We start from the raw sequence: 17,524 nt of genomic DNA on the forward strand, positions 1-17,524 counted from the left end.
CAGGCCTATTGACGAACCATGTTTCCAGCTGATTTCCCAAACGAAAAGTTGACATACGAACTGACCATGATCCGGTTTAACAACCGTGCCAGGTGGTCCGTGTCGATTTTTTCATCAGACCGGAAAAGATTATGCATCACGACTTCATTGATCGCTCCAACCATGGCTTGCGAAATGATCCGGGCATCCTGGTTTTGTTTGGCCGGCGGAAGAATCTCCTGCACAATCCGGTCAATCAAATCGGCAAATCTCAGGTGAGCTGTCCGGCGCATCCGTTCCACCGCTTTACTCACCCCGACAGACTCCACCAACAATAATTTCGCAACGGTTGAACGATTCACACAAATCTCGATGTAACGGCGTATGCCGGCATACCCCTTGTACGCAATTTGCTCTTCCCGGAGAACCGCTTCCTCCACTTCCTTCAGAACTTCGTTGGCCAACAGTTCAAACAAGCAGACAAGCAATTCTTCTTTGCTGCGGAAAAAACGGTAAAAAGTCGTTTTGGACACCCTTGCCTGTTCCACCACTTCAAGGATCGAGGTCTCTTTAAATCCTTTGGTGGTAAACAGTTGAAGAGCGACATACAATAACTTGTCTTTTGCTTCTGTTGGCATTTTGGTTACATGAAGCATATCCATCATCCATTCTTCAATGAGTACCAGTACGTATTAGTATTATACTACAAAATTAAATCATTTATCAATTAATTTATTATTTTTTGAATAATATATTTTTATTGTTTTTCGATCGCGATGTTGCTCGGTTTGATTGATGTTTTTTGGTTGCCCGGGAGAACGTCGTAAATTTATCCTTTGTGTGTTTTTATTTTTTGAAGGTTTGTTTGTGTTGCAAACTTGTTTATGTTGGTGTTTATGCGCAAACTAAAGCTTCTTGGATAAAATACCTTCATTAATGGATTAAATGTTGATTTTGTTCAATTCGTTCCGCTGAAATCCAGGGGTTTAATTTTGAATAGTGGGAATAGACAAAAATTAAATCCTCCTTACGAATGATCCATTATCGGGATGAAAAGGAGAAAAAGATATGATTGCAAAAAAAATATCAGTCATTCTCGTATTCTCCCTCGGCTTTTTGTTTACATTTTTTCTCATGTTTTCCACCCCTGCCCTCGTCATGAATCACCCGCCGGCAAAAATAAATGGCATCCTGGACAACAGCCGTTTGGATCCGCCCCACCCGGACCGCTTAACATTGGCAGAGCAACCTGAAACTGAAATGGCACACAGGTGTCCCGTCCGGTTGTCCCGGCTCATTCTTTGTTTCCTCTCCCACGGGCAATGACATGCCACAATGAATCTCCTCACCCATGTAAATATGTCGTCCCCACAAAAAAAGAGGCCGGATCCGGCCTCTTTTTTTAATGCATCATCCATGCGGAAGCAACAAAATAGATTAAAAACAATCCCGCTGTCATATAAATCAAGCGCGAAACCTGTTTCCATTTTCCGCTTGCGGCTTTGAGCAACGGATACGCGATGAATCCCAACGCCAATCCATCCGCAATACTGCCCGTAAGCGGAATTCCAGCGATGATTAAAAAAGCGGGAAATCCTTCTGAAAAATCATGGAAGGGAATCTCTTGCACGCTTTTCATCATCAGCGCACCAATCACCATCAATACAGGAGTAACTGCATTTTCCGGAATCATGCCGATCACCGGCAGCATAAAAACCGAAAGGGCAAACAATCCGGCTGCAACCAGAGCCGGAATGCCTGTTCTTCCCCCTTCAGCAATTCCGGCTGAGCTTTCAGCCGATGCCACCGTCGGGCTTGTTCCGAAGATGCCGGATGTGAGTGTGGATACCGCCACAACCTGATAAGCCCGCGGAAATTTTTCGGCATCCGGCAGCATACCGCTTAATAAGCCCATGTTTTCAAAAACCACAATCATGGTCATCGAGAAAACAGACAGCCAAAACGGAATCTGCCAAAGGTTGAACTCTGCTGCAGCAAACAGATGGAAATAATCTTGCAACTTCACATCGGCTGCCTGGGGACGAAAATCACCGGTCAGGATCATCGTCAGCAAGCTGGTGATGATCAGCCCGATCAACATGCCCCCTCTGGTCCCCCGGACAAACAAAAACAGAGTAACAACAAGGCCCAAAATCGTCGCGAGGGTTACCGGATGGGAAAAATCACCCAGTTGAACCACGTTGATTTCACTCGGTTGGATGATCATCCCTTTCTGCAAGCCGATAAAAGTCAGCAAGAAACCAATCCCTGCTGTGATTCCGTGCTTCAACGAATCCGGAACCCCGGTGACAAGCTTATCGCCCCAGGATGTCACACTGGCGATGAAAAAGCAAAGCCCGGAGAGAATCACCACAGCCAACCCTTGCTTCCACGAAAGCCCGAAAGATTGCACAATGGTGTAACTGAAAAATGCATTGACTCCCATCCCGGGTACCAGGATAATCGGAGCTTTGGCATACCATCCCATGATCAAACAACCAAAGACGGAAGCGCAAATGGTGGCCATCAATCCTGCTCCCAACGGAATGCCGGCATCTTTCAAAATCAGTGGATTAACAATCAGAATATAGGCTGTCGTGAAAAAGGAAGTCACTCCTGCAATGATCTCAACTTTCAATGTTGAACGATCCATCTTGCCTTTCTATTCCTTTGAGATGATCCCTCACCCACCCGTCACGCAACAAGTTGCGTGACACAAAAAGATTGATGTCGTTTATCATATAAAATTGGATTATGGTCATTAAAAAACGGGTGTTTCCCACACCCGGATAGATATTATAGATGATCTTGTCGGCTGAAGTCAAATAACCTTCCATTCTTTATGTTAGAATAATGACACTGACTTTCAGGAGCAGGAGGTGGATTCGGCTTGAAACCGGTTTTTAAATCACGTAAACTGCCAGAAAATATCAATCGGATCATCTCTCAGTTTCCTGCAGAAGTGCAAGAATTTTTTCTCGAGATGATCAGCGCCGAACGTTCAAAACAAACCATTGCAAATTATGCCTATGATTTTGCACTCTTTTTTGATTATCTTGATTCCATCAACAAAACGATCGATCAAGTGGATTCGATGATCATCAAACGTTTTTTCCGGCAGATTGAAAACGGCTATGAACGAACCGTACATATTTTAAGAAAGAAAAAAGACCCGAAAACCGGGAAAATCAAGGAGGAGTGGATCACCCGGACACACTACCGGGAAAACTCCCAAAGTGGCAAACAAAGAAAGCGCGCTTCGTTGCGCTCTCTCTTTCGTTTTCTGGTCAAAACCCATGTGCTGAGCCAAAATCCAATGGCAGAATACGAAGATGCTTCATTGAGAAGCCGTTCGCGCCAGAAAGTTCCTGTCTTTCTGACCAAAGAAGAGGCCCTGCGCCTTCTTCACGCCGTCAAAACGTACCATCAAAAGAAAAACACCAAAAGCCCGGAATGGATGGAAAGACGCGATCTGGCCATTCTTCTCCTTTTTTTAAACACCGGGATGCGGGTGTCCGAGCTGATTCAATTAAATCTGAACAGCATCCAGTCCGACGGCGAAGTCATGCGGGTGATCATCTTGGGCAAAGGCGGAAAAGAACGGATGCTCAAATTGAATGAGACGGCCAAACAAGCGTTGAGAAATTATTTGTCCGTCCGCCCCGAAAACAAAGCAGATCGGGAACATCAGCAAGCCTTGTTTCTCAATAAGAACTATCAGCGCATCAGCCGGAAAGGAATCTCGGATATTATCAGCAAATACGTGCGCGAAGCCAACCTGCCTCCGAAGGCAGCCTCCATTTCCCCTCATAAACTGCGCCATACCCTGGCCACCCTTCTTTTGTCCAACGGGGAAAACCTGCGGGTGGTGCAAGAAATTCTGGGGCATTCCAATATTCAAACCACCCAGATCTATACCCATGTCATCAATACGGAAAAGGATGAAGCGCTCGACCGGCTGGATCAAATGTTATAAACTGTGTTTTAAGAACAAACATTCTGCAAATGTTTGTTCTTTTTCCATTGTTCATGTATACTAATAGAAGATATGTCGATGTGGAGCGGGTGAATGTGATCAAAGGGGGATGAAAACGTGGACAAACTCTCACCCAGGCAAAAAGCCATTTTAGACTATATCCAAAAAGAAGTGGCCGAAAAAGGATACCCGCCTTCCGTTCGGGAAATCGGTGAAGCCGTGGGTCTTGCCTCCAGTTCCACCGTGCATGGACACCTGGCTCGTCTTGAAAAAAAGGGATATATCCGGCGTGACCCGACCAAACCCCGTGCCATCGAGCTTTTACACCGCCCTGAAATCTATACCAAAGGCGTGGAAACCGTCATGGTCCCGCTGGTCGGTAAAGTGACGGCGGGCGAGCCGATTACAGCCATTGAAAATATCGAAGATTATTATCCGCTTCCAAGACGGCTCGCCGGACAAGATGATCCCGTTTTTCTCCTGTCCGTGCGCGGGGACAGCATGATCAATGCCGGAATTTTGGACGGGGATTATGTGGTCGTGCGTCAGCAACCAACCGCCGAAAACGGCGACATCGTCGTGGCCATGACTCCTGAAGGGGAAGCAACGGTCAAACGGTTTTTTAAGGAAAAGGATCATATTCGTTTGCAACCTGAAAATGACACCCTTTCGCCGATTTTATTGCCCAGTGTGAAAATCCTCGGCAAAGTGATCAGCTTGATTCGTGAAGTTTTGTAATTCATGTGATGCTTACAAGGATTTTATCTGTCAAAAAAATATTCTGATGGATGGCAAAAAGGCTGTTGACCACGGTCAACAGCCTTTTTTCATGCCTGAGATTGGGAAACGAACCGTTCAATCCGGTCCAAAGCCTTTTCCAATTGTTCCAATGAGGTGGCATAAGAAATACGGATATGATCTTTGGAACCGAAACCGGAACCCGGAACAACGGCAACCCGTTCGGTTTCCAACAAATCCGCCGCCCACTCATCCGGGGTTTTGTAACGGCCGCCGGAGTTTTCGAGCGCTTTACGGATATTGACAAACGCATAAAACGCGCCCGCCGGCTTCAGGCAAACAAAACCCGGAATTTTGTTCAAGCGGTCCACCACGTAATCTCGGCGTTCTTTGAAAGATTTTTTCATTTCTTGAATGGGTTCCTGTGTACCCGACAAAGCTTCCAAAGCGGCATATTGCGCAATGGAAGTGGGATTGGATGTGCTGTGGTCGGAAATTCCGTTCATGGCTTTGATCAGCGGCTCCGGACCCGCAGCAAATCCGATCCGCCATCCGGTCATGGAATAAGATTTGGAAACCCCGTTGATGATGACCGTATGATCATAATAATCCGGCCCCAGACCGGCCATGCTGACATGTTTTTTGTCCGGATCATAGATCAGATGTTCATAAATTTCATCCGAAATGATGAGGATATCCCGGTCAATGCAGACTTTTCCAATTGCACGCAACTCATCCTCCGTATAAACCATGCCGGTCGGGTTGGACGGGCTGTTTAAAATCATCGCTTTCGTCCGCGGAGTAATGGCTTCTTGCAATTGTTGAGGTGTGATCTTAAACTCTTGCTCTTCTGTTCCTTCGATCACCACCGGCTTTCCTTGGGCCAGTTTCACCTGTTCGATATAACTGACCCAGTAGGGGGCCGGGACAATGACTTCGTCCCCTTCATCCAATAAGGCTTGGAACAGATTGTAAAGCGCGTGCTTCGCCCCGACGGTCACAATAATTTGGCCGGGTTTGTAAGTCAACCCGTTATCCTTTTTCAACTTGTTTGCAATGGCTTCTTTCAGCTCAGGGATCCCGCCTGTTGCCGTATATTTGGTATAACCGTTGTCCATTGCAGATTTGGCAGCTTCAATGATGTGTTCCGGTGTGTTGAAATCCGGTTCACCGGCTCCCAGGCCAATCACATCATGCCCTTGTTGTTTCAAGGCCTTTGCTTTGGCAGTAATCGCAAGTGTCGGCGACGGCGCCAACTGTTGCACACGTTTTGAAAGCTTCAAGATCGGGCCCCTCCCATGTTCAGCAGTCTAACAATCTATCTCACTATTATCCATCTTATCATGAACATGCCTTATTGAACCAGTGCTTGTGTTTCTCTGGCAATCATCAGTTCTTCATTGGTCGGAATGACAAGAACATCCACTTTGGACCGCTGCGTACTGATCCGGCGCTCTTTTTTGCTGCGTTCAGCATTTAATGCCGGATCCAGTTCCACGCCAAGGAAGGTAAGCCCTTCGCACACTCTTTCCCGGATCAAATCAGCATTTTCGCCGACCCCGGCGGTAAAGAGAATGGCATCCACGCCGTTCATGGCCGCAATATAAGCCCCGATGGTCTTTTTGATTTTATAGACATACATGTCAATGGCCAGACGCGCGTAATCATTTCCGTTCTCCATGGCTTCGGTCACTTCGCGCATATCCCCGGAAATTCCGGAAATCCCCAGCAACCCGCTGTGCTTGTTCATCATGGAATTGACTTCGGCAAGGGTCAAATCTTCTTTTGTAATGACAAAAGGAACGATCGCCGGATCGATATCCCCGCTGCGTGTTCCCATCATCAAACCTTCCAGTGGTGTCATCCCCATGCTTGTATCCACCGATTTTCCGTTTTGAACAGCAGTAATGCTGGCTCCGTTCCCGATATGACAAGAGACAATTTTCAGTTCATCCAGCGGACGACCGAGGAATTTGGCAGCCTGTTCCGAAACATATTTGTGCGAAGTCCCGTGGAAACCATAACGGCGAATTTTATGTTTCCGATACAAGACATAAGGAAGCGGGTACATGTAGGCATAATCGGGCATGGTTTGATGAAAGGCCGTGTCAAAAACGGCAACATGGACGGCATGCGGAAGTTGGGCTTGGGCCGCGTCAATGCCGAGCAGGTTCGGCGGATTATGCAAAGGAGCCAAATCGATGGTTTCCCGGATGGCCCGGCGCACATCGTTGTCGATCACCACCGAGCTGGAGAAGTTTTCTCCCCCGTGAACAACGCGGTGCCCGACGGCCGCCACTTCTTCAGCGCTTTTGATCACGCCATCTTCCGGATCCATCAACAAATCAAGCACTTTTTTCATACCGACCCGGTGATCCAGAATCTCGCTGGCAATCACCAGTTCTTCTTTCTCCGGCACCTGATGTTTGATAATCGAACTTTCCGTCCCGATTTTTTCAACCAATCCGGTGGCCAAGACGGACTCGTCCTTCATGTCAAACAGCTGGTATTTAATGGATGAACTGCCACAGTTGATGACTAAAATCTTCATTGCTGCTCCTCCTTGTCGATACGTTCACCGTCTTCATCATACCGGAAAAATCCTTCCCCGGTTTTCACTCCCAAATGCCCGGCACGAACCATTTTTTTCAACAGCGGAGCGGGACGATATTTAATATCGCCAAATTCACGGTAAAGGCGCTCCAATGCCGCCAAAATCGAATCCAAACCGAAGTGATCCGCCATTTCCAACGGACCCTTGTCGAAGTGATATCCGATTTTCATGGCCCGGTCAATGTCCTTCTCGCTGGCAACTCCTTCCATCAAGGTATAAATCGCCTCGTTGATCAAAAGAACAATCAGACGGGTGGTGACAAAACCAGGAGATTCGTATACTTCAACCCCTTTGATTTCCAGTTTCGGCAGCAACCCCATCACGGTTTCCACGGTTTCTTGAGAAGTTTTTAAGCCGCGTACCATCTCCACCAACGGTGTCCGGGGAACCGGATGCACAAAATGAAGACCAATCACATTCTGAGGGCGATTGGTCGCAGCCGCAATCTCCGTCAAACTGAGGGTCGATGTGTTACTGGCTAATACGACTTCAGGACGGCACAGTTTATCACATTGTTCAAAGACTTGAATTTTCGTCTTCATGTCTTCGTAAACGGATTCAATCACAAAGTCCGCTTCTTTTAACACATTCATGTCACTGGTGACATGTAAACGGGAAAGGGTCATTTTCTTTTCAGCAAGCGTAATGCCCCATTTCGACAATTTCTTGTCTAGGCTCATCTCAATAGAGTCGTACGCTTCTTTGGCCAATTCATCGTTTTGTTCGATAATGGTGGTATCAAAACCTTTGGACGCAATCAATTCGGCAATGCCGCGTCCCATGGTTCCGCCACCGATGACTGCGATGTTTTGTATGCTTGCCACGATAAGTACTCCTTTCATCTTTTACCTAACTTGATCTATTTTAACAGTTCTTGCAGCATATTTCTTTAACATTTTCCGAAAATCGTCACCAGATAACACTTCTTCTTCTAATAAAATGCGCAATGCATCCTGAAACATGAAGGAAAATTGCACAATGTCGTTCAAAGTTTCCCGATACAGGTTATCCAATATTTTCTTGGCTTCCGTGTACATATCTTGTTTGTCCGTCCACTCGGGGTGAATGATTCCGAGCCCCGACAAGCCGGCTTCAATCAATTGCCGGGCATAACGGTAAGCTTGCTCATAATCGTTCTTGGCCCCGGTGCTCTTTTGGCCGTAAACATGTTCCTCCGCAGCCGCTCCGGCCAAACAGACACGGATGCTTTCTTCCAAATCCTCCCGGGTATACAAAAGCCGGTCCTGTTCCGGTTTTTGACGCACATAACCCAGGGCTTGCCCGCGGGGAGTCAAAGTGATTTCCGAAACGGAACCGGGTCTTAACCGTTCCGAGACAATCGCGTGACCCATTTCATGAACCGCCACCCGTTCTTTTTCCTCTTCGCCGGCTTCCCGGTCGGTTTGCTCCCCCATCAGCACTTTGTCAATGGCGGATGCAAAATGCGCTTGTCCGATTTCGGTTTGCTTGTCGCGCAAAGCGTAAATCGCTGCTTCATTTGTCAGGCTTTCCAATTGTGCACCGGAAAACCCGAAAGTTTCGGATGCGATTTTTTCCAATGACACATCCGGGTGCAACGTTTTGTTTCTGGTGTGCAATTGAAGAATCTTTAACCTTGCTTTTTTATCCGGCAAATCCACCTGGATATGCCGGTCAAACCGTCCCGGACGAAGGAGTGCCGGATCCAAGATATCTTTCCGGTTGGTCGCCGCTACAATCAAAAGCTGCACATCCTGATCGGACCGGATCCCGTCCATTTCCGTAAGTAGCTGATTGAGCGTTTGGTCATATTCGCGCTGTTGGCCGCCATCCCGTTTCCCGCCGATGACATCAATTTCGTCAATAAAGATAATGGCGGATGACTTTTTGTTTTTCTTGGCTTTTAAACGGGCATTTTCAAACAACGAGCGAACGCGTTTCGCCCCGACTCCGACATACATTTCCACAAATTCACTGCCGGAAGCGCTGACGAAAACCGAGTCCGTGTAGTGGGCAGCCGCTTTGGCCATCAGCGTTTTCCCCGTTCCGGGAGGGCCGGTGAGCAAAATCCCCTTGATCGGACGAATTCCAAATTGAGCGATCTTTTTCCGGTCGATCAAGAATTGAAGGGCTTCCTTCAACTCATTTTTGGCCCGGTTTTGACCGCCGATCTCGTCAAAATCAACAGTGGGAATCACTGATGTTGTTTTTTTCTTTTCAAAAATCTTTCCTGTCCTTTGCGCCATGCGGGAACGCTGAAAATAAACCATTCCTCCGATCGCCGCCAAAACCAAAACTGGCAGCGGATCCACGCCCAGATATAGAAGAAAAATAACGAGAGCCGCACCGGCTCCCGCCAAAACCGGCTTAATCAACACTGTCGCCTCCTTTCTGCGCAGAATTGACATGCATCACACGGGTTAAATAATGATCTCCGTCATAAAGCAAAATATAAACAGCATCTTCATTCATTTTGACGCCATAACCCAAATGGTACTGGTCCGCCCATTTCCCGATGGTTTCAGGAATTTCCGTAAATTTTTGCGTTTCCAAGCCTTCCCGGATCCCAAAGATCATTTGATCCCAAGCAACCAGCAACTTCTCATTGGGACGGTCTTTCCATTTCACATGAAGAGAACGATGCTTGTTTTTTTCCTGAATCCGTCGGATTAAATCCGGAGCCTTTCTTGTGAAGACCTTTTGGTCGGGACGGTTCATTTCCAGTTCAATTTCTATGTCAGATGGATAAACATCGATGTTTCTCAGCATCATCCCGGTTTGTTTTTCAATCATGGAAACAACCGGTCTTTTCACCAGCAGCTCTTGGTATCCCCAAAAACCGCCAAACAATAAAACAAGCGTGACCAAGCAACTGATGAAAATGATTTTTTTATTTTTCACACGCCACGCTCCTTTCTAAAACGACATACACAAATACATAAAAAGTATAACATTTTTTATATATGATCGTATTGACAATCCATTCCAATAAAAAAAGACAGCATTCCGGTGATGCTGTCTTTACCCCTCAATCTCATAAGTCAAGGTTTGTTTGGCTTGCTTTTTGTCATGCACATGCAAAATCATTCGTTTCAGATCCATTTGCGGTCCGGTGTAAATCAACTCATAATAAATTTCCATCTCTTCATAAACCGGAAACAACACTTGTTCGGTCCCGTCATTGACGCGCTGTTTGAAATTACGGGTTAACTTCGCCGAATCGACGGATACTTTCATCCTTTTTGCGTCCGGATTCTTTTCAATCTCTCCATAAACCTGTCCGATAAACCGCAAATGGTCTTTCAACGAAACCAAACCGGCTTGTTCCGGTGTCATTTCTTCCTTTTTTCCTGAATGATATGCCCAAACCTTTTCTTTTTTTCTTTCCATGACTTTGTGTTCCTGCGCATCCAAAATCACCCAATTTTCCCCATTTTGCATTCCTTTGTATTCTTCTTTTTGTTTGGAATTTTGTATTTGCAAGCAAAACGCGTAATGCTTTTTTTGCTCCGCACGGTGGATCAGGTGCTGAAGTTCTTGCTGAAGCCGGCTTTGCTCCGCACGCTTGATTTCCGCTGGAGAAGGCTTGTTCGCTTCTGTCCCGCAACCGGAACAGAACCACAACAGGGAAAACAACAAAATGCAACAGAACGGTTTCATGCGACACCTCCTTTCAACATACTTACGTCATTTCCTTGTTTTTTATCCCGAAAAGAAAAAATGGTTCAAGAACCGTCGGGTTCTCAAACCATTTCATGCCAAAAGCCGTCCGCCGCGAATTTTGCAGACGGGCAAAATGTGCTAATCATAAACGGGTTATCTCCGGTGATACTAACACCAACAAGGGAGGTGAAGGCAATGACAACCCCTTCCCTTTATCCCGATTGGATTTACAAAGAGTTACAAAACCGATTGACCGAAGAAGAATGGAAACAGCTGTCCGCCTTTTTACCCGCGGAAACATGGGCTTCCCCTGCTGCTCAAAAACGGGAATGGCAAGAAAGAAATACAGACATTCCCTTGCGCTTCCAATTGGATATTGATATGGAAATTTGATTTGTTCTTAGTATGACTTAGAAACTCCTGCCTATTCCCCTTCGCCAACTCTCTTTTCGCTGCCAATGATGCCAATAATTGGCGGCTTTTTCTTATAAGATCTCCTGAATGGCCTGATTGGCTTCATATTTGACTTTTTCTTCATCCATGGTCAGCAATTCCCGGTTTCGCATGACCGGTTTTCCATCAATGTAAACATCCCGCACATCATTTCGGTTGGCCGAATACACAATATGCGATACCACATCATGCAAAGGCTGCATATGGACCCCCGACAAATCCAACACCACAAAATCCGCTTTCTTTCCAACTTCCAAGGATCCGGTTTCTTTTTCCAAAAAGGCGCATTCCGCACCGTACAAGGTAGCCATTTTCAATGCCGTCATTGCGGGAACCAGCACCGAATTTTCATGAACGCCTTTATGGATCATCGCTGCGATATGCATTTCTTCAAACAGATCCAGATTGTTGTTGCTTGCCGCCCCGTCCGTGGCCAATCCGGGACGGATGCCTTTTTCAAGCATTTTCGGAATGGGAGCAATGCCGCTTCCCAGCTTCAAATTGCTTTCCGGGTTGTGAGCGACTTTAACATCATAAGAAGCAAGAATATCGATCTCCTCATCCGTCACATGCACGGCATGCGCCACCAACGCAGGCTGATCAAAAAAGCCCAAACGGCGTAAATGTTCCACCGGACGGACACCGTAATCCCTCACATTTTGTTCCACTTCTTTCGCGGTCTCCGACATATGGGTATGCAGTGGCAATGAGAGTTCGGCTGCTTTTTCCACAAATTGGCGGATGTAATCCGGCGAACAGGTGTAAGGGGCATGCGGCGCCAGCATGGTGGTGATTCTCCCGTCTGCTTGTCCGTTCCAATCCTTGGCGAATTGCACGGCTTCATTCAGTTTCTGTTTTTGTTCTTCTTCACTGCAAAGTCCGATGGAACCGCGGCACAGCCGGGCGCGCATCCCGGATTCCATCGTGATTTTGGCCACTTCATCCATATGGTCATACATATCCACAAAACATGTGGTCCCGGATTTTATCATTTCCGCGACCGCCAAGGCCGTTCCGGCCGAAACTTGTTTTGCTGTAAACCTGGCTTCCAGCGGCCACATTTTTTCTTCCAGCCACGTTTGTAACGGAAGATCATCGGCATACCCTCTGAGCAACGTCATGGCCGCATGTCCGTGTGTATTGACAAGCCCGGGCATGATCGCGCGTCCCCGGCAATCGATGACTTCATCATAGGAAGCCAGTTCGTCTTCTCCCGGAACCGGACCTATATATGTAATATCGGTGCCATCCACACCCATGGCTCCTTGTTCAATCACTTCTTGTCCTTCCACCAGGGTGATGATCGTGCCGTTAATGAATATCCGTTTCAATCATTTTCCTCCTCACCATTCAAGTAAAAATGCACATCAATATTAAGATAACACGACCGATTTCCTTTTTACAGTTTGCGTTTTTCAATAAACTGAAGAATCGCATCCAATCGTTGTCTTTCACCGGATAAAACCGGTTCAAACAAATCCCCTTTTTCTTTCAAACGGTCAAAAATGTTGAGCAGCGTCCATTCCTTGGGCGAACGAAGTGTTTGGAGTTCCTCCCACTCCAGCGGCGTCGAAACCGTTGCTTCCGGCACGGCCCGCGGCGAATAGGGCGCAATTAACGTTTTGTTGTGCCAATGCTGCAGATAATCAATATAAACCTTGTCTCCCCGCTTTTTGACCAGGCGTTCCACCGTGACCAACCGGGGATGAAGTTCGGTCAAATAATGTGCAATCAATTCCCCGATTTTCCTTGTTTCTTCATAAGAATAAACCGGTTCGATCGGGACATAAATTTGAAGTCCCGTTGCGCCGGAGGTTTTCACCACCCCGAATAATCCGATTTTCTCCAGCACTTCCTTGATCAGCCACGCCACTTCGGCCACTTTTACAAATCCGGGAGCACTGGGATCCAGGTCAAACACCAACTCGGTGGGAACCGGGCGATCCACCCGGTGAAAAGAAACATGGTATTCCAGACAAGCCAGGTTTGCCAGCCAAATGAATGTCGGGACATTATTGAGCAAAATATATTCAATATCCCCTGACGTGCTGGTTTCCACCCAATCCGGGCGGTAAAAAGGCGCGTTTTTCTGATAAAACGAAGAATGGTTCACCCCGTCCGGAAAACGGATCGTCGTCAGCAAACGATCTTTGCAATAAGGCAGGAGATATGGAGCCAGACGGGCGCAATACAAAATAAAATCCCACTTTTTGATCCCTGCTTCGGGAAACCAGATTTTATCCGGATTGGTGATCTTTAATTCCCGTCCGTCAACTTGGACGTATCGCTCTTTTTCAGCCATGTGACCTCCCCGTTCAAATGCCTATTTTTCATTGGACAATGACCCGGGACGTGATAAACGCATAGTTTATAACAAACCCTGAAACCCGAGCAAACAGGAGGAATGAAACGTGTTGGAATCTGCCAATCAGCCGCTTCATGATGATTCTGCAGAATTTGTGGCATCCGGGTTGGAGCAGGAACCCATCCATGCATCTCAATTTTTCCCGGGGCCGTTTTTCGGAGCTCCCTTCATTTACCCGCGTCCCTTTTTTTATTTTGGATTTTTTCCTTTCTTCCGCCCTTTTGGACGGTTCGGCCCGTTTTAACTTCATCACCCGTTAAGGAGGAGATTTCGTATGTATCATCATGATAAGGAATGGATGGATACCGAAGAAAATGAAATTGAAACCAAACAACGGGGTTTTTACCCGCCTTTTTCACCCTTCTGGCCACCTTATTATCCCCCGTTCTATCCATTCTATCCGCCGGTTTTGTTTCCCCCGGTTTTCCGGCCACCTTTCTTTCCCCGGGACCGGCGCCGGGACAGAAGGCGCGGCTATTGACGGAAGGACACTTCCCTTTTATTGGGAGGTGTCCTTTTTTAAAACCTGCAAAAAATATAAAAAAAGGAGGCTTTCTCATGGATTTGAAGCCAATCATCCCGTTTGAACCGGTGCCAACGGATGACTTTCCGCAAGGAAAACAATGGATCGCGCAAGTGAAATGGGACGGCGTCCGCATCCTGGCATACCGGAACAGAAACGAAATCAAACTTTTTAACCGCAAAAAAAATGAACGGACGTTTCATTATCCCGAGCTTCAGCATTTGGATCAATCCTTAAGAGCCAAATCGGCAATATTGGACGGGGAAGTCATCGCATTAAAAGACGGGAAACCTTCTTTTTATGAAGTGATGAAAAGAGACGGCCTTCGCAAGATCGACCGGGTTTTGACCGTGCAAAAACAAGTTCCGGTTACATATATGGTTTTCGACCTGTTATACTTGGACGGCCAATGGATCATCCACCGGCCACTTTCGGAAAGAACCGCGTTGCTTCATGAAATCTGCGAATCTTCCGGTCCTGTTCAGCTCGTCCCCTCTTATGAAGATGGAAAAGCGCTGTTTGAAGCCGTGAAAGAACACGGCTTGGAAGGAATCGTTTTCAAAGACCAAAACAGCACCTATGCCATCGGCGGGAAAGATCACCGCTGGCAGAAGAAAAAAAATATGCAAGATTTGATTGCGGTGGTGGGGGGCGTCGTTGTACGCGATTCCGTGGCCCGTTCCCTTCTGCTCGGATTATATGATGAAAAGGACCGGCTTTGGTATATCGGACACGCAGGAACCGGCAAATTGACTCACGAAGATTGGAAAACGCTGACCCGCATGATTCAACCTGTTGTGCAGGAGAACATGCCTTTTGTCAATCCGCCTTCCCGGATGAAAAACACACTTTGGCTGAAGCCGGCCATCACGGTGAAAGTTGAATACTTGGAATGGAGCCACGGACACACCTTAAGACAGCCGAGCATTCAGGCTTTCGTGACCCATCCTCCCCGCCAATGCCGCTTCGACCAATAAAAAACCCCGGCGCAAGCAGAAAACCCGCTAACGCCGGGTCCGCATGCCGGGCAGCTCATCCACGGTCGTCCAGGGACAAAGCCTCTTCATCGGCAATGATGGTGACATTCGGATGTTGTTTCAAAATGGAAGCCGGCAATTCCGGGGACGGCTCGTCCATGGTAAACAGCCGGTGCAAGACCGGGGCTTTCATCTTCCCGTTGGCAAGCAAGACAATCTTTTTGCTTTTCATAATGGTCGAAAGCCCCATTGTGATCGCATGGGTGGGAACCTGATCCTTCGCATCAAAAAAAGGACGGTTGGCTTCCCGGGTCGATTCCGTCAACTTCACCACGTGGGTCTTGGAGGAAAAAGGGGTTCCGGGTTCATTAAATCCGATATGCCCATTTCTGCCGATCCCCAAAATTTGCAAATCGATGCCTCCGTGTTCTTCGATCTCCCGCTCATAACGCACACATTCCTCTTCCGAATTTTTTGCCAAGCCATCCGGAATATGGGTTTGGCCGACAGGAATATCGATATGGCGAAAGAGATGTTCCATCATGTAGAAGAAATAACTGGTTGCATCCTCAGGTCCCAACCCGACATACTCATCCAAATTGAAGGTGGTGACATGCCGGTAGGAAGTACCGTTTTGCCGGTGGTCCGAAACCAGTTTTTCATAAACACCGGTGGGGGTCGCGCCGGTCGCAAGTCCCAGCACGGGAGACTCCGTTTCCTTTACAACCCGGATGATTCGTTCAGCCGCCAGATCACACATTTCTTCATAGTTTTGTACACGGACCAGTTCCATCATTCATTCCTCCTGTGTCTGTTGATACGCAAACTCGCCGCGGCAGATCGTGAGGTAAATTTCCAAGTCGGGATTTAACACCACCAGGTCCGCATCTTTGCCGACCCGGATACTCCCTTTGCGATCATCCATCTTTAATTCTTTGGCCGCGTTGGAAGCGGTAATTTGGATCACTTCTTCCATGGTGCACCCGGTATATTCGATCATATTTTTTGCAGCATCCTTCATTTTTAAAATGCTTCCGGCCAACGTACCGTCTTCCAAGCGGGCATCCCGGTCCGAGACAAAGACCTTTTGTCCTCCCAGATCATAATTGCCCCTCTTCATGCATTTGGCACGCATGGCATCAGTGATCAGCAAAATCCGGTCACTCGTGATTTGCTGGTAAGCCAGCCGCACGCTGCGCGGATCGATATGGATCCCGTCCACAATCATTTCCACATTCAATTCTTTACGTAACATGGCCGCGCCGGCGACACCGGGCTCCCGGTGATGAAATCCGCGCATGCCGTTAAAAAGATGGGTGACGTGGGAGATACCGGCTTCGATTCCTTCCATCACTTGATCATAGGTGGCATCGGAATGGCCGATGGAAGCAATGACCCCCGTCTCCTTCAAATAGGCAGCCAGTTCATACCCGCCCGGTTCTTCCGGGGCCAATGTGACCAATTTAATGGTTCCGCGGGCAGCCTCCTGCCATTTTTTAAACTGCTTTACATCGGGTTCCAAGATAAATTCCAACGGTTGCGCGCCTTTTCGCTTGGCATTGACAAACGGCCCTTCCAGATGAACCCCCACGCATTCTGCTTTGCCCGGGGTTTGATGATGCTTTATATATTCCGCGGCATTTTTCAGCGCCTTTTCAATGTTCTCCGGTGACTGAGTAATCGTTGTCGCCAAAAATGCGGTTGTCCCTTCCCGGGCCAAAGCAACCGCCATTTGATCCAATGCTTCCGGCGTGGCATCCATCACATCAGCCCCGGCGGCACCGTGAATATGGACATCAATCATTCCCGGAACCACGGTTCTTCCTTGGACATCCAGCACGGACCCGCCGGAAGGAGGAACATCATCGTCCATGGTGCCGATCGCCGATATTTTATCCTTTGTCACAGAGATAAAACCGTTTGGTATCAAACCGTTTTCAGCATAAATCTTTGCATTGATCAAGGTCCACGTAACTTCGTTCATATGAATAACTCCTTTGTTCTGCTTGTCATTCTAAAGTTTAACGCTGTGCATCCCATCCGTCCATCGGATGGCAATGTCCGTTCATATCAGATACCCGGCCCGAATAAAGCACGCCGCTTTTTCATTGCCAGTTTGCATTATCTTTGCTAAAATATCTTCCAATCAATAAACCCTTTTATCTTTTCATATTTCCAGTCGACTTGTAAAGAAGATGGCGGTCTCTCATGCCATCTTTTCTTTTATCTTCACCTTGTCAATGTCAACGAAAAAGGA

Annotated in this window: 16 protein-coding genes; 4 read left to right on the forward strand and 12 right to left on the reverse strand. The window is 47.4% G+C overall.

Annotation, left to right across the window (positions count from 1 at the left end; genetic code table 11):
- Positions 1–5: 5 nt before the first annotated feature.
- Both FA954_RS08035 and FA954_RS08040 read right to left on the reverse strand, forming a co-directional pair.
- Entirely contained in the window at positions 6–635 is a 630-nt protein-coding gene (locus tag FA954_RS08035) for a TetR/AcrR family transcriptional regulator (RefSeq protein WP_037995359.1), read from the reverse strand.
- A gap of 746 nt (positions 636–1,381) precedes the next feature.
- A complete protein-coding gene (locus FA954_RS08040) occupies positions 1,382–2,632 on the reverse strand; it encodes an NCS2 family permease (RefSeq protein ID WP_037995366.1) in 1,251 nt (416 codons plus the stop codon).
- 237 nt (positions 2,633–2,869) lie between these two features.
- On the opposite strand from FA954_RS08040, the gene FA954_RS08045 reads away from it, so the two are divergent.
- Both FA954_RS08045 and lexA read left to right on the forward strand, forming a co-directional pair.
- Positions 2,870–3,955 carry a tyrosine-type recombinase/integrase gene (locus FA954_RS08045; protein ID WP_037995373.1) on the forward strand — a complete coding sequence of 362 codons (1,086 nt, stop codon included), beginning with the start codon at positions 2,870–2,872 and terminating at the stop codon, positions 3,953–3,955.
- A 117-nt stretch (positions 3,956–4,072) separates the two neighbouring features.
- Positions 4,073–4,693: a transcriptional repressor LexA gene (gene lexA, locus FA954_RS08050; RefSeq protein ID WP_049720079.1), complete on the forward strand. Its 621-nt coding sequence runs from the start codon at positions 4,073–4,075 to the stop codon at positions 4,691–4,693.
- An 89-nt stretch (positions 4,694–4,782) separates the two neighbouring features.
- On the opposite strand, the gene FA954_RS08055 is transcribed toward lexA, so the two are convergent.
- The 6 genes from FA954_RS08055 to FA954_RS08080 form a co-directional block, all read right to left on the reverse strand.
- Positions 4,783–5,976 (reverse strand): pyridoxal phosphate-dependent aminotransferase, encoded by a 1,194-nt coding sequence (locus FA954_RS08055; RefSeq protein WP_037995379.1) that lies wholly within the window; start codon positions 5,974–5,976, stop codon positions 4,783–4,785.
- A gap of 71 nt (positions 5,977–6,047) precedes the next feature.
- Positions 6,048–7,244: an acetate/propionate family kinase gene (locus tag FA954_RS08060; protein WP_037995382.1), complete on the reverse strand. Its 1,197-nt coding sequence runs from the start codon at positions 7,242–7,244 to the stop codon at positions 6,048–6,050.
- Entirely contained in the window at positions 7,241–8,089 is an 849-nt protein-coding gene (locus FA954_RS08065) for a 3-hydroxyacyl-CoA dehydrogenase family protein (protein WP_231564597.1), read from the reverse strand. The genes FA954_RS08060 and FA954_RS08065 overlap by 4 nt, the downstream gene beginning before the upstream one ends.
- Before the next feature lie 63 nt (positions 8,090–8,152).
- Positions 8,153–9,661 (reverse strand): AAA family ATPase, encoded by a 1,509-nt coding sequence (locus FA954_RS08070; protein ID WP_242062442.1) that lies wholly within the window; start codon positions 9,659–9,661, stop codon positions 8,153–8,155.
- Positions 9,654–10,187: a hypothetical protein gene (locus FA954_RS08075; RefSeq protein WP_138614995.1), complete on the reverse strand. Its 534-nt coding sequence runs from the start codon at positions 10,185–10,187 to the stop codon at positions 9,654–9,656. The genes FA954_RS08070 and FA954_RS08075 overlap by 8 nt, the downstream gene beginning before the upstream one ends.
- Before the next feature lie 120 nt (positions 10,188–10,307).
- Positions 10,308–10,946: a hypothetical protein gene (locus tag FA954_RS08080; RefSeq protein ID WP_138614996.1), complete on the reverse strand. Its 639-nt coding sequence runs from the start codon at positions 10,944–10,946 to the stop codon at positions 10,308–10,310.
- Between the two features lie 198 nt (positions 10,947–11,144).
- On the opposite strand from FA954_RS08080, the gene FA954_RS08085 reads away from it, so the two are divergent.
- The gene (locus FA954_RS08085) at positions 11,145–11,342 is read left to right on the forward strand and encodes a hypothetical protein (protein ID WP_062842990.1); all 198 of its coding nucleotides are present in this window, start codon (positions 11,145–11,147) and stop codon (positions 11,340–11,342) included.
- A 92-nt stretch (positions 11,343–11,434) separates the two neighbouring features.
- Here FA954_RS08085 and FA954_RS08090 read toward each other — a convergent pair whose 3' ends face one another.
- Entirely contained in the window at positions 11,435–12,733 is a 1,299-nt protein-coding gene (locus FA954_RS08090; protein WP_062842989.1) for an amidohydrolase, read from the reverse strand.
- A 68-nt stretch (positions 12,734–12,801) separates the two neighbouring features.
- Positions 12,802–13,704, reverse strand: a complete 903-nt coding sequence (gene ligD / locus FA954_RS08095; protein ID WP_138614997.1) for a non-homologous end-joining DNA ligase — start codon at positions 13,702–13,704, stop codon at positions 12,802–12,804.
- Between the two features lie 621 nt (positions 13,705–14,325).
- Here ligD and FA954_RS08105 point away from each other — a divergent pair.
- Positions 14,326–15,267 (forward strand): ATP-dependent DNA ligase, encoded by a 942-nt coding sequence (locus FA954_RS08105; RefSeq protein ID WP_138614998.1) that lies wholly within the window; start codon positions 14,326–14,328, stop codon positions 15,265–15,267.
- A 55-nt stretch (positions 15,268–15,322) separates the two neighbouring features.
- Here the strand turns inward: FA954_RS08105 and nagB are convergent, their stop codons facing one another.
- Positions 15,323–16,060 (reverse strand): glucosamine-6-phosphate deaminase, encoded by a 738-nt coding sequence (nagB, locus tag FA954_RS08110; RefSeq protein WP_138614999.1) that lies wholly within the window; start codon positions 16,058–16,060, stop codon positions 15,323–15,325.
- Between the two features lie 3 nt (positions 16,061–16,063).
- The gene (gene nagA / locus FA954_RS08115; RefSeq protein WP_138615000.1) at positions 16,064–17,251 is read right to left on the reverse strand and encodes an N-acetylglucosamine-6-phosphate deacetylase; all 1,188 of its coding nucleotides are present in this window, start codon (positions 17,249–17,251) and stop codon (positions 16,064–16,066) included.
- Between the last annotated feature and the right edge of the window lie 273 nt (positions 17,252–17,524).

This window comes from Thermoactinomyces vulgaris, from assembly GCF_005886755.1.
In the GTDB taxonomy this organism is placed as follows: domain Bacteria; phylum Bacillota; class Bacilli; order Thermoactinomycetales; family Thermoactinomycetaceae; genus Thermoactinomyces; species Thermoactinomyces vulgaris.

Coding starts and splice junctions, on each gene's coding strand:
- nagB (WP_138614999.1), bottom strand. CDS start 16,060: ATGGAACTGGTCCGTGTACAAAACTATGAAGAAATGTGTGATCTGGCG.
- FA954_RS08060 (WP_037995382.1), bottom strand. CDS start 7,244: ATGAAGATTTTAGTCATCAACTGTGGCAGTTCATCCATTAAATACCAG.
- ligD (WP_138614997.1), bottom strand. CDS start 13,704: ATGGCTGAAAAAGAGCGATACGTCCAAGTTGACGGACGGGAATTAAAG.
- FA954_RS08080 (WP_138614996.1), bottom strand. CDS start 10,946: ATGAAACCGTTCTGTTGCATTTTGTTGTTTTCCCTGTTGTGGTTCTGT.
- FA954_RS08040 (WP_037995366.1), bottom strand. CDS start 2,632: ATGGATCGTTCAACATTGAAAGTTGAGATCATTGCAGGAGTGACTTCC.
- FA954_RS08085 (WP_062842990.1), top strand. CDS start 11,145: ATGACAACCCCTTCCCTTTATCCCGATTGGATTTACAAAGAGTTACAA.
- FA954_RS08065 (WP_231564597.1), bottom strand. CDS start 8,089: ATGGGACGCGGCATTGCCGAATTGATTGCGTCCAAAGGTTTTGATACC.
- FA954_RS08105 (WP_138614998.1), top strand. CDS start 14,326: ATGGATTTGAAGCCAATCATCCCGTTTGAACCGGTGCCAACGGATGAC.
- FA954_RS08035 (WP_037995359.1), bottom strand. CDS start 635: ATGCTTCATGTAACCAAAATGCCAACAGAAGCAAAAGACAAGTTATTG.
- nagA (WP_138615000.1), bottom strand. CDS start 17,251: ATGAACGAAGTTACGTGGACCTTGATCAATGCAAAGATTTATGCTGAA.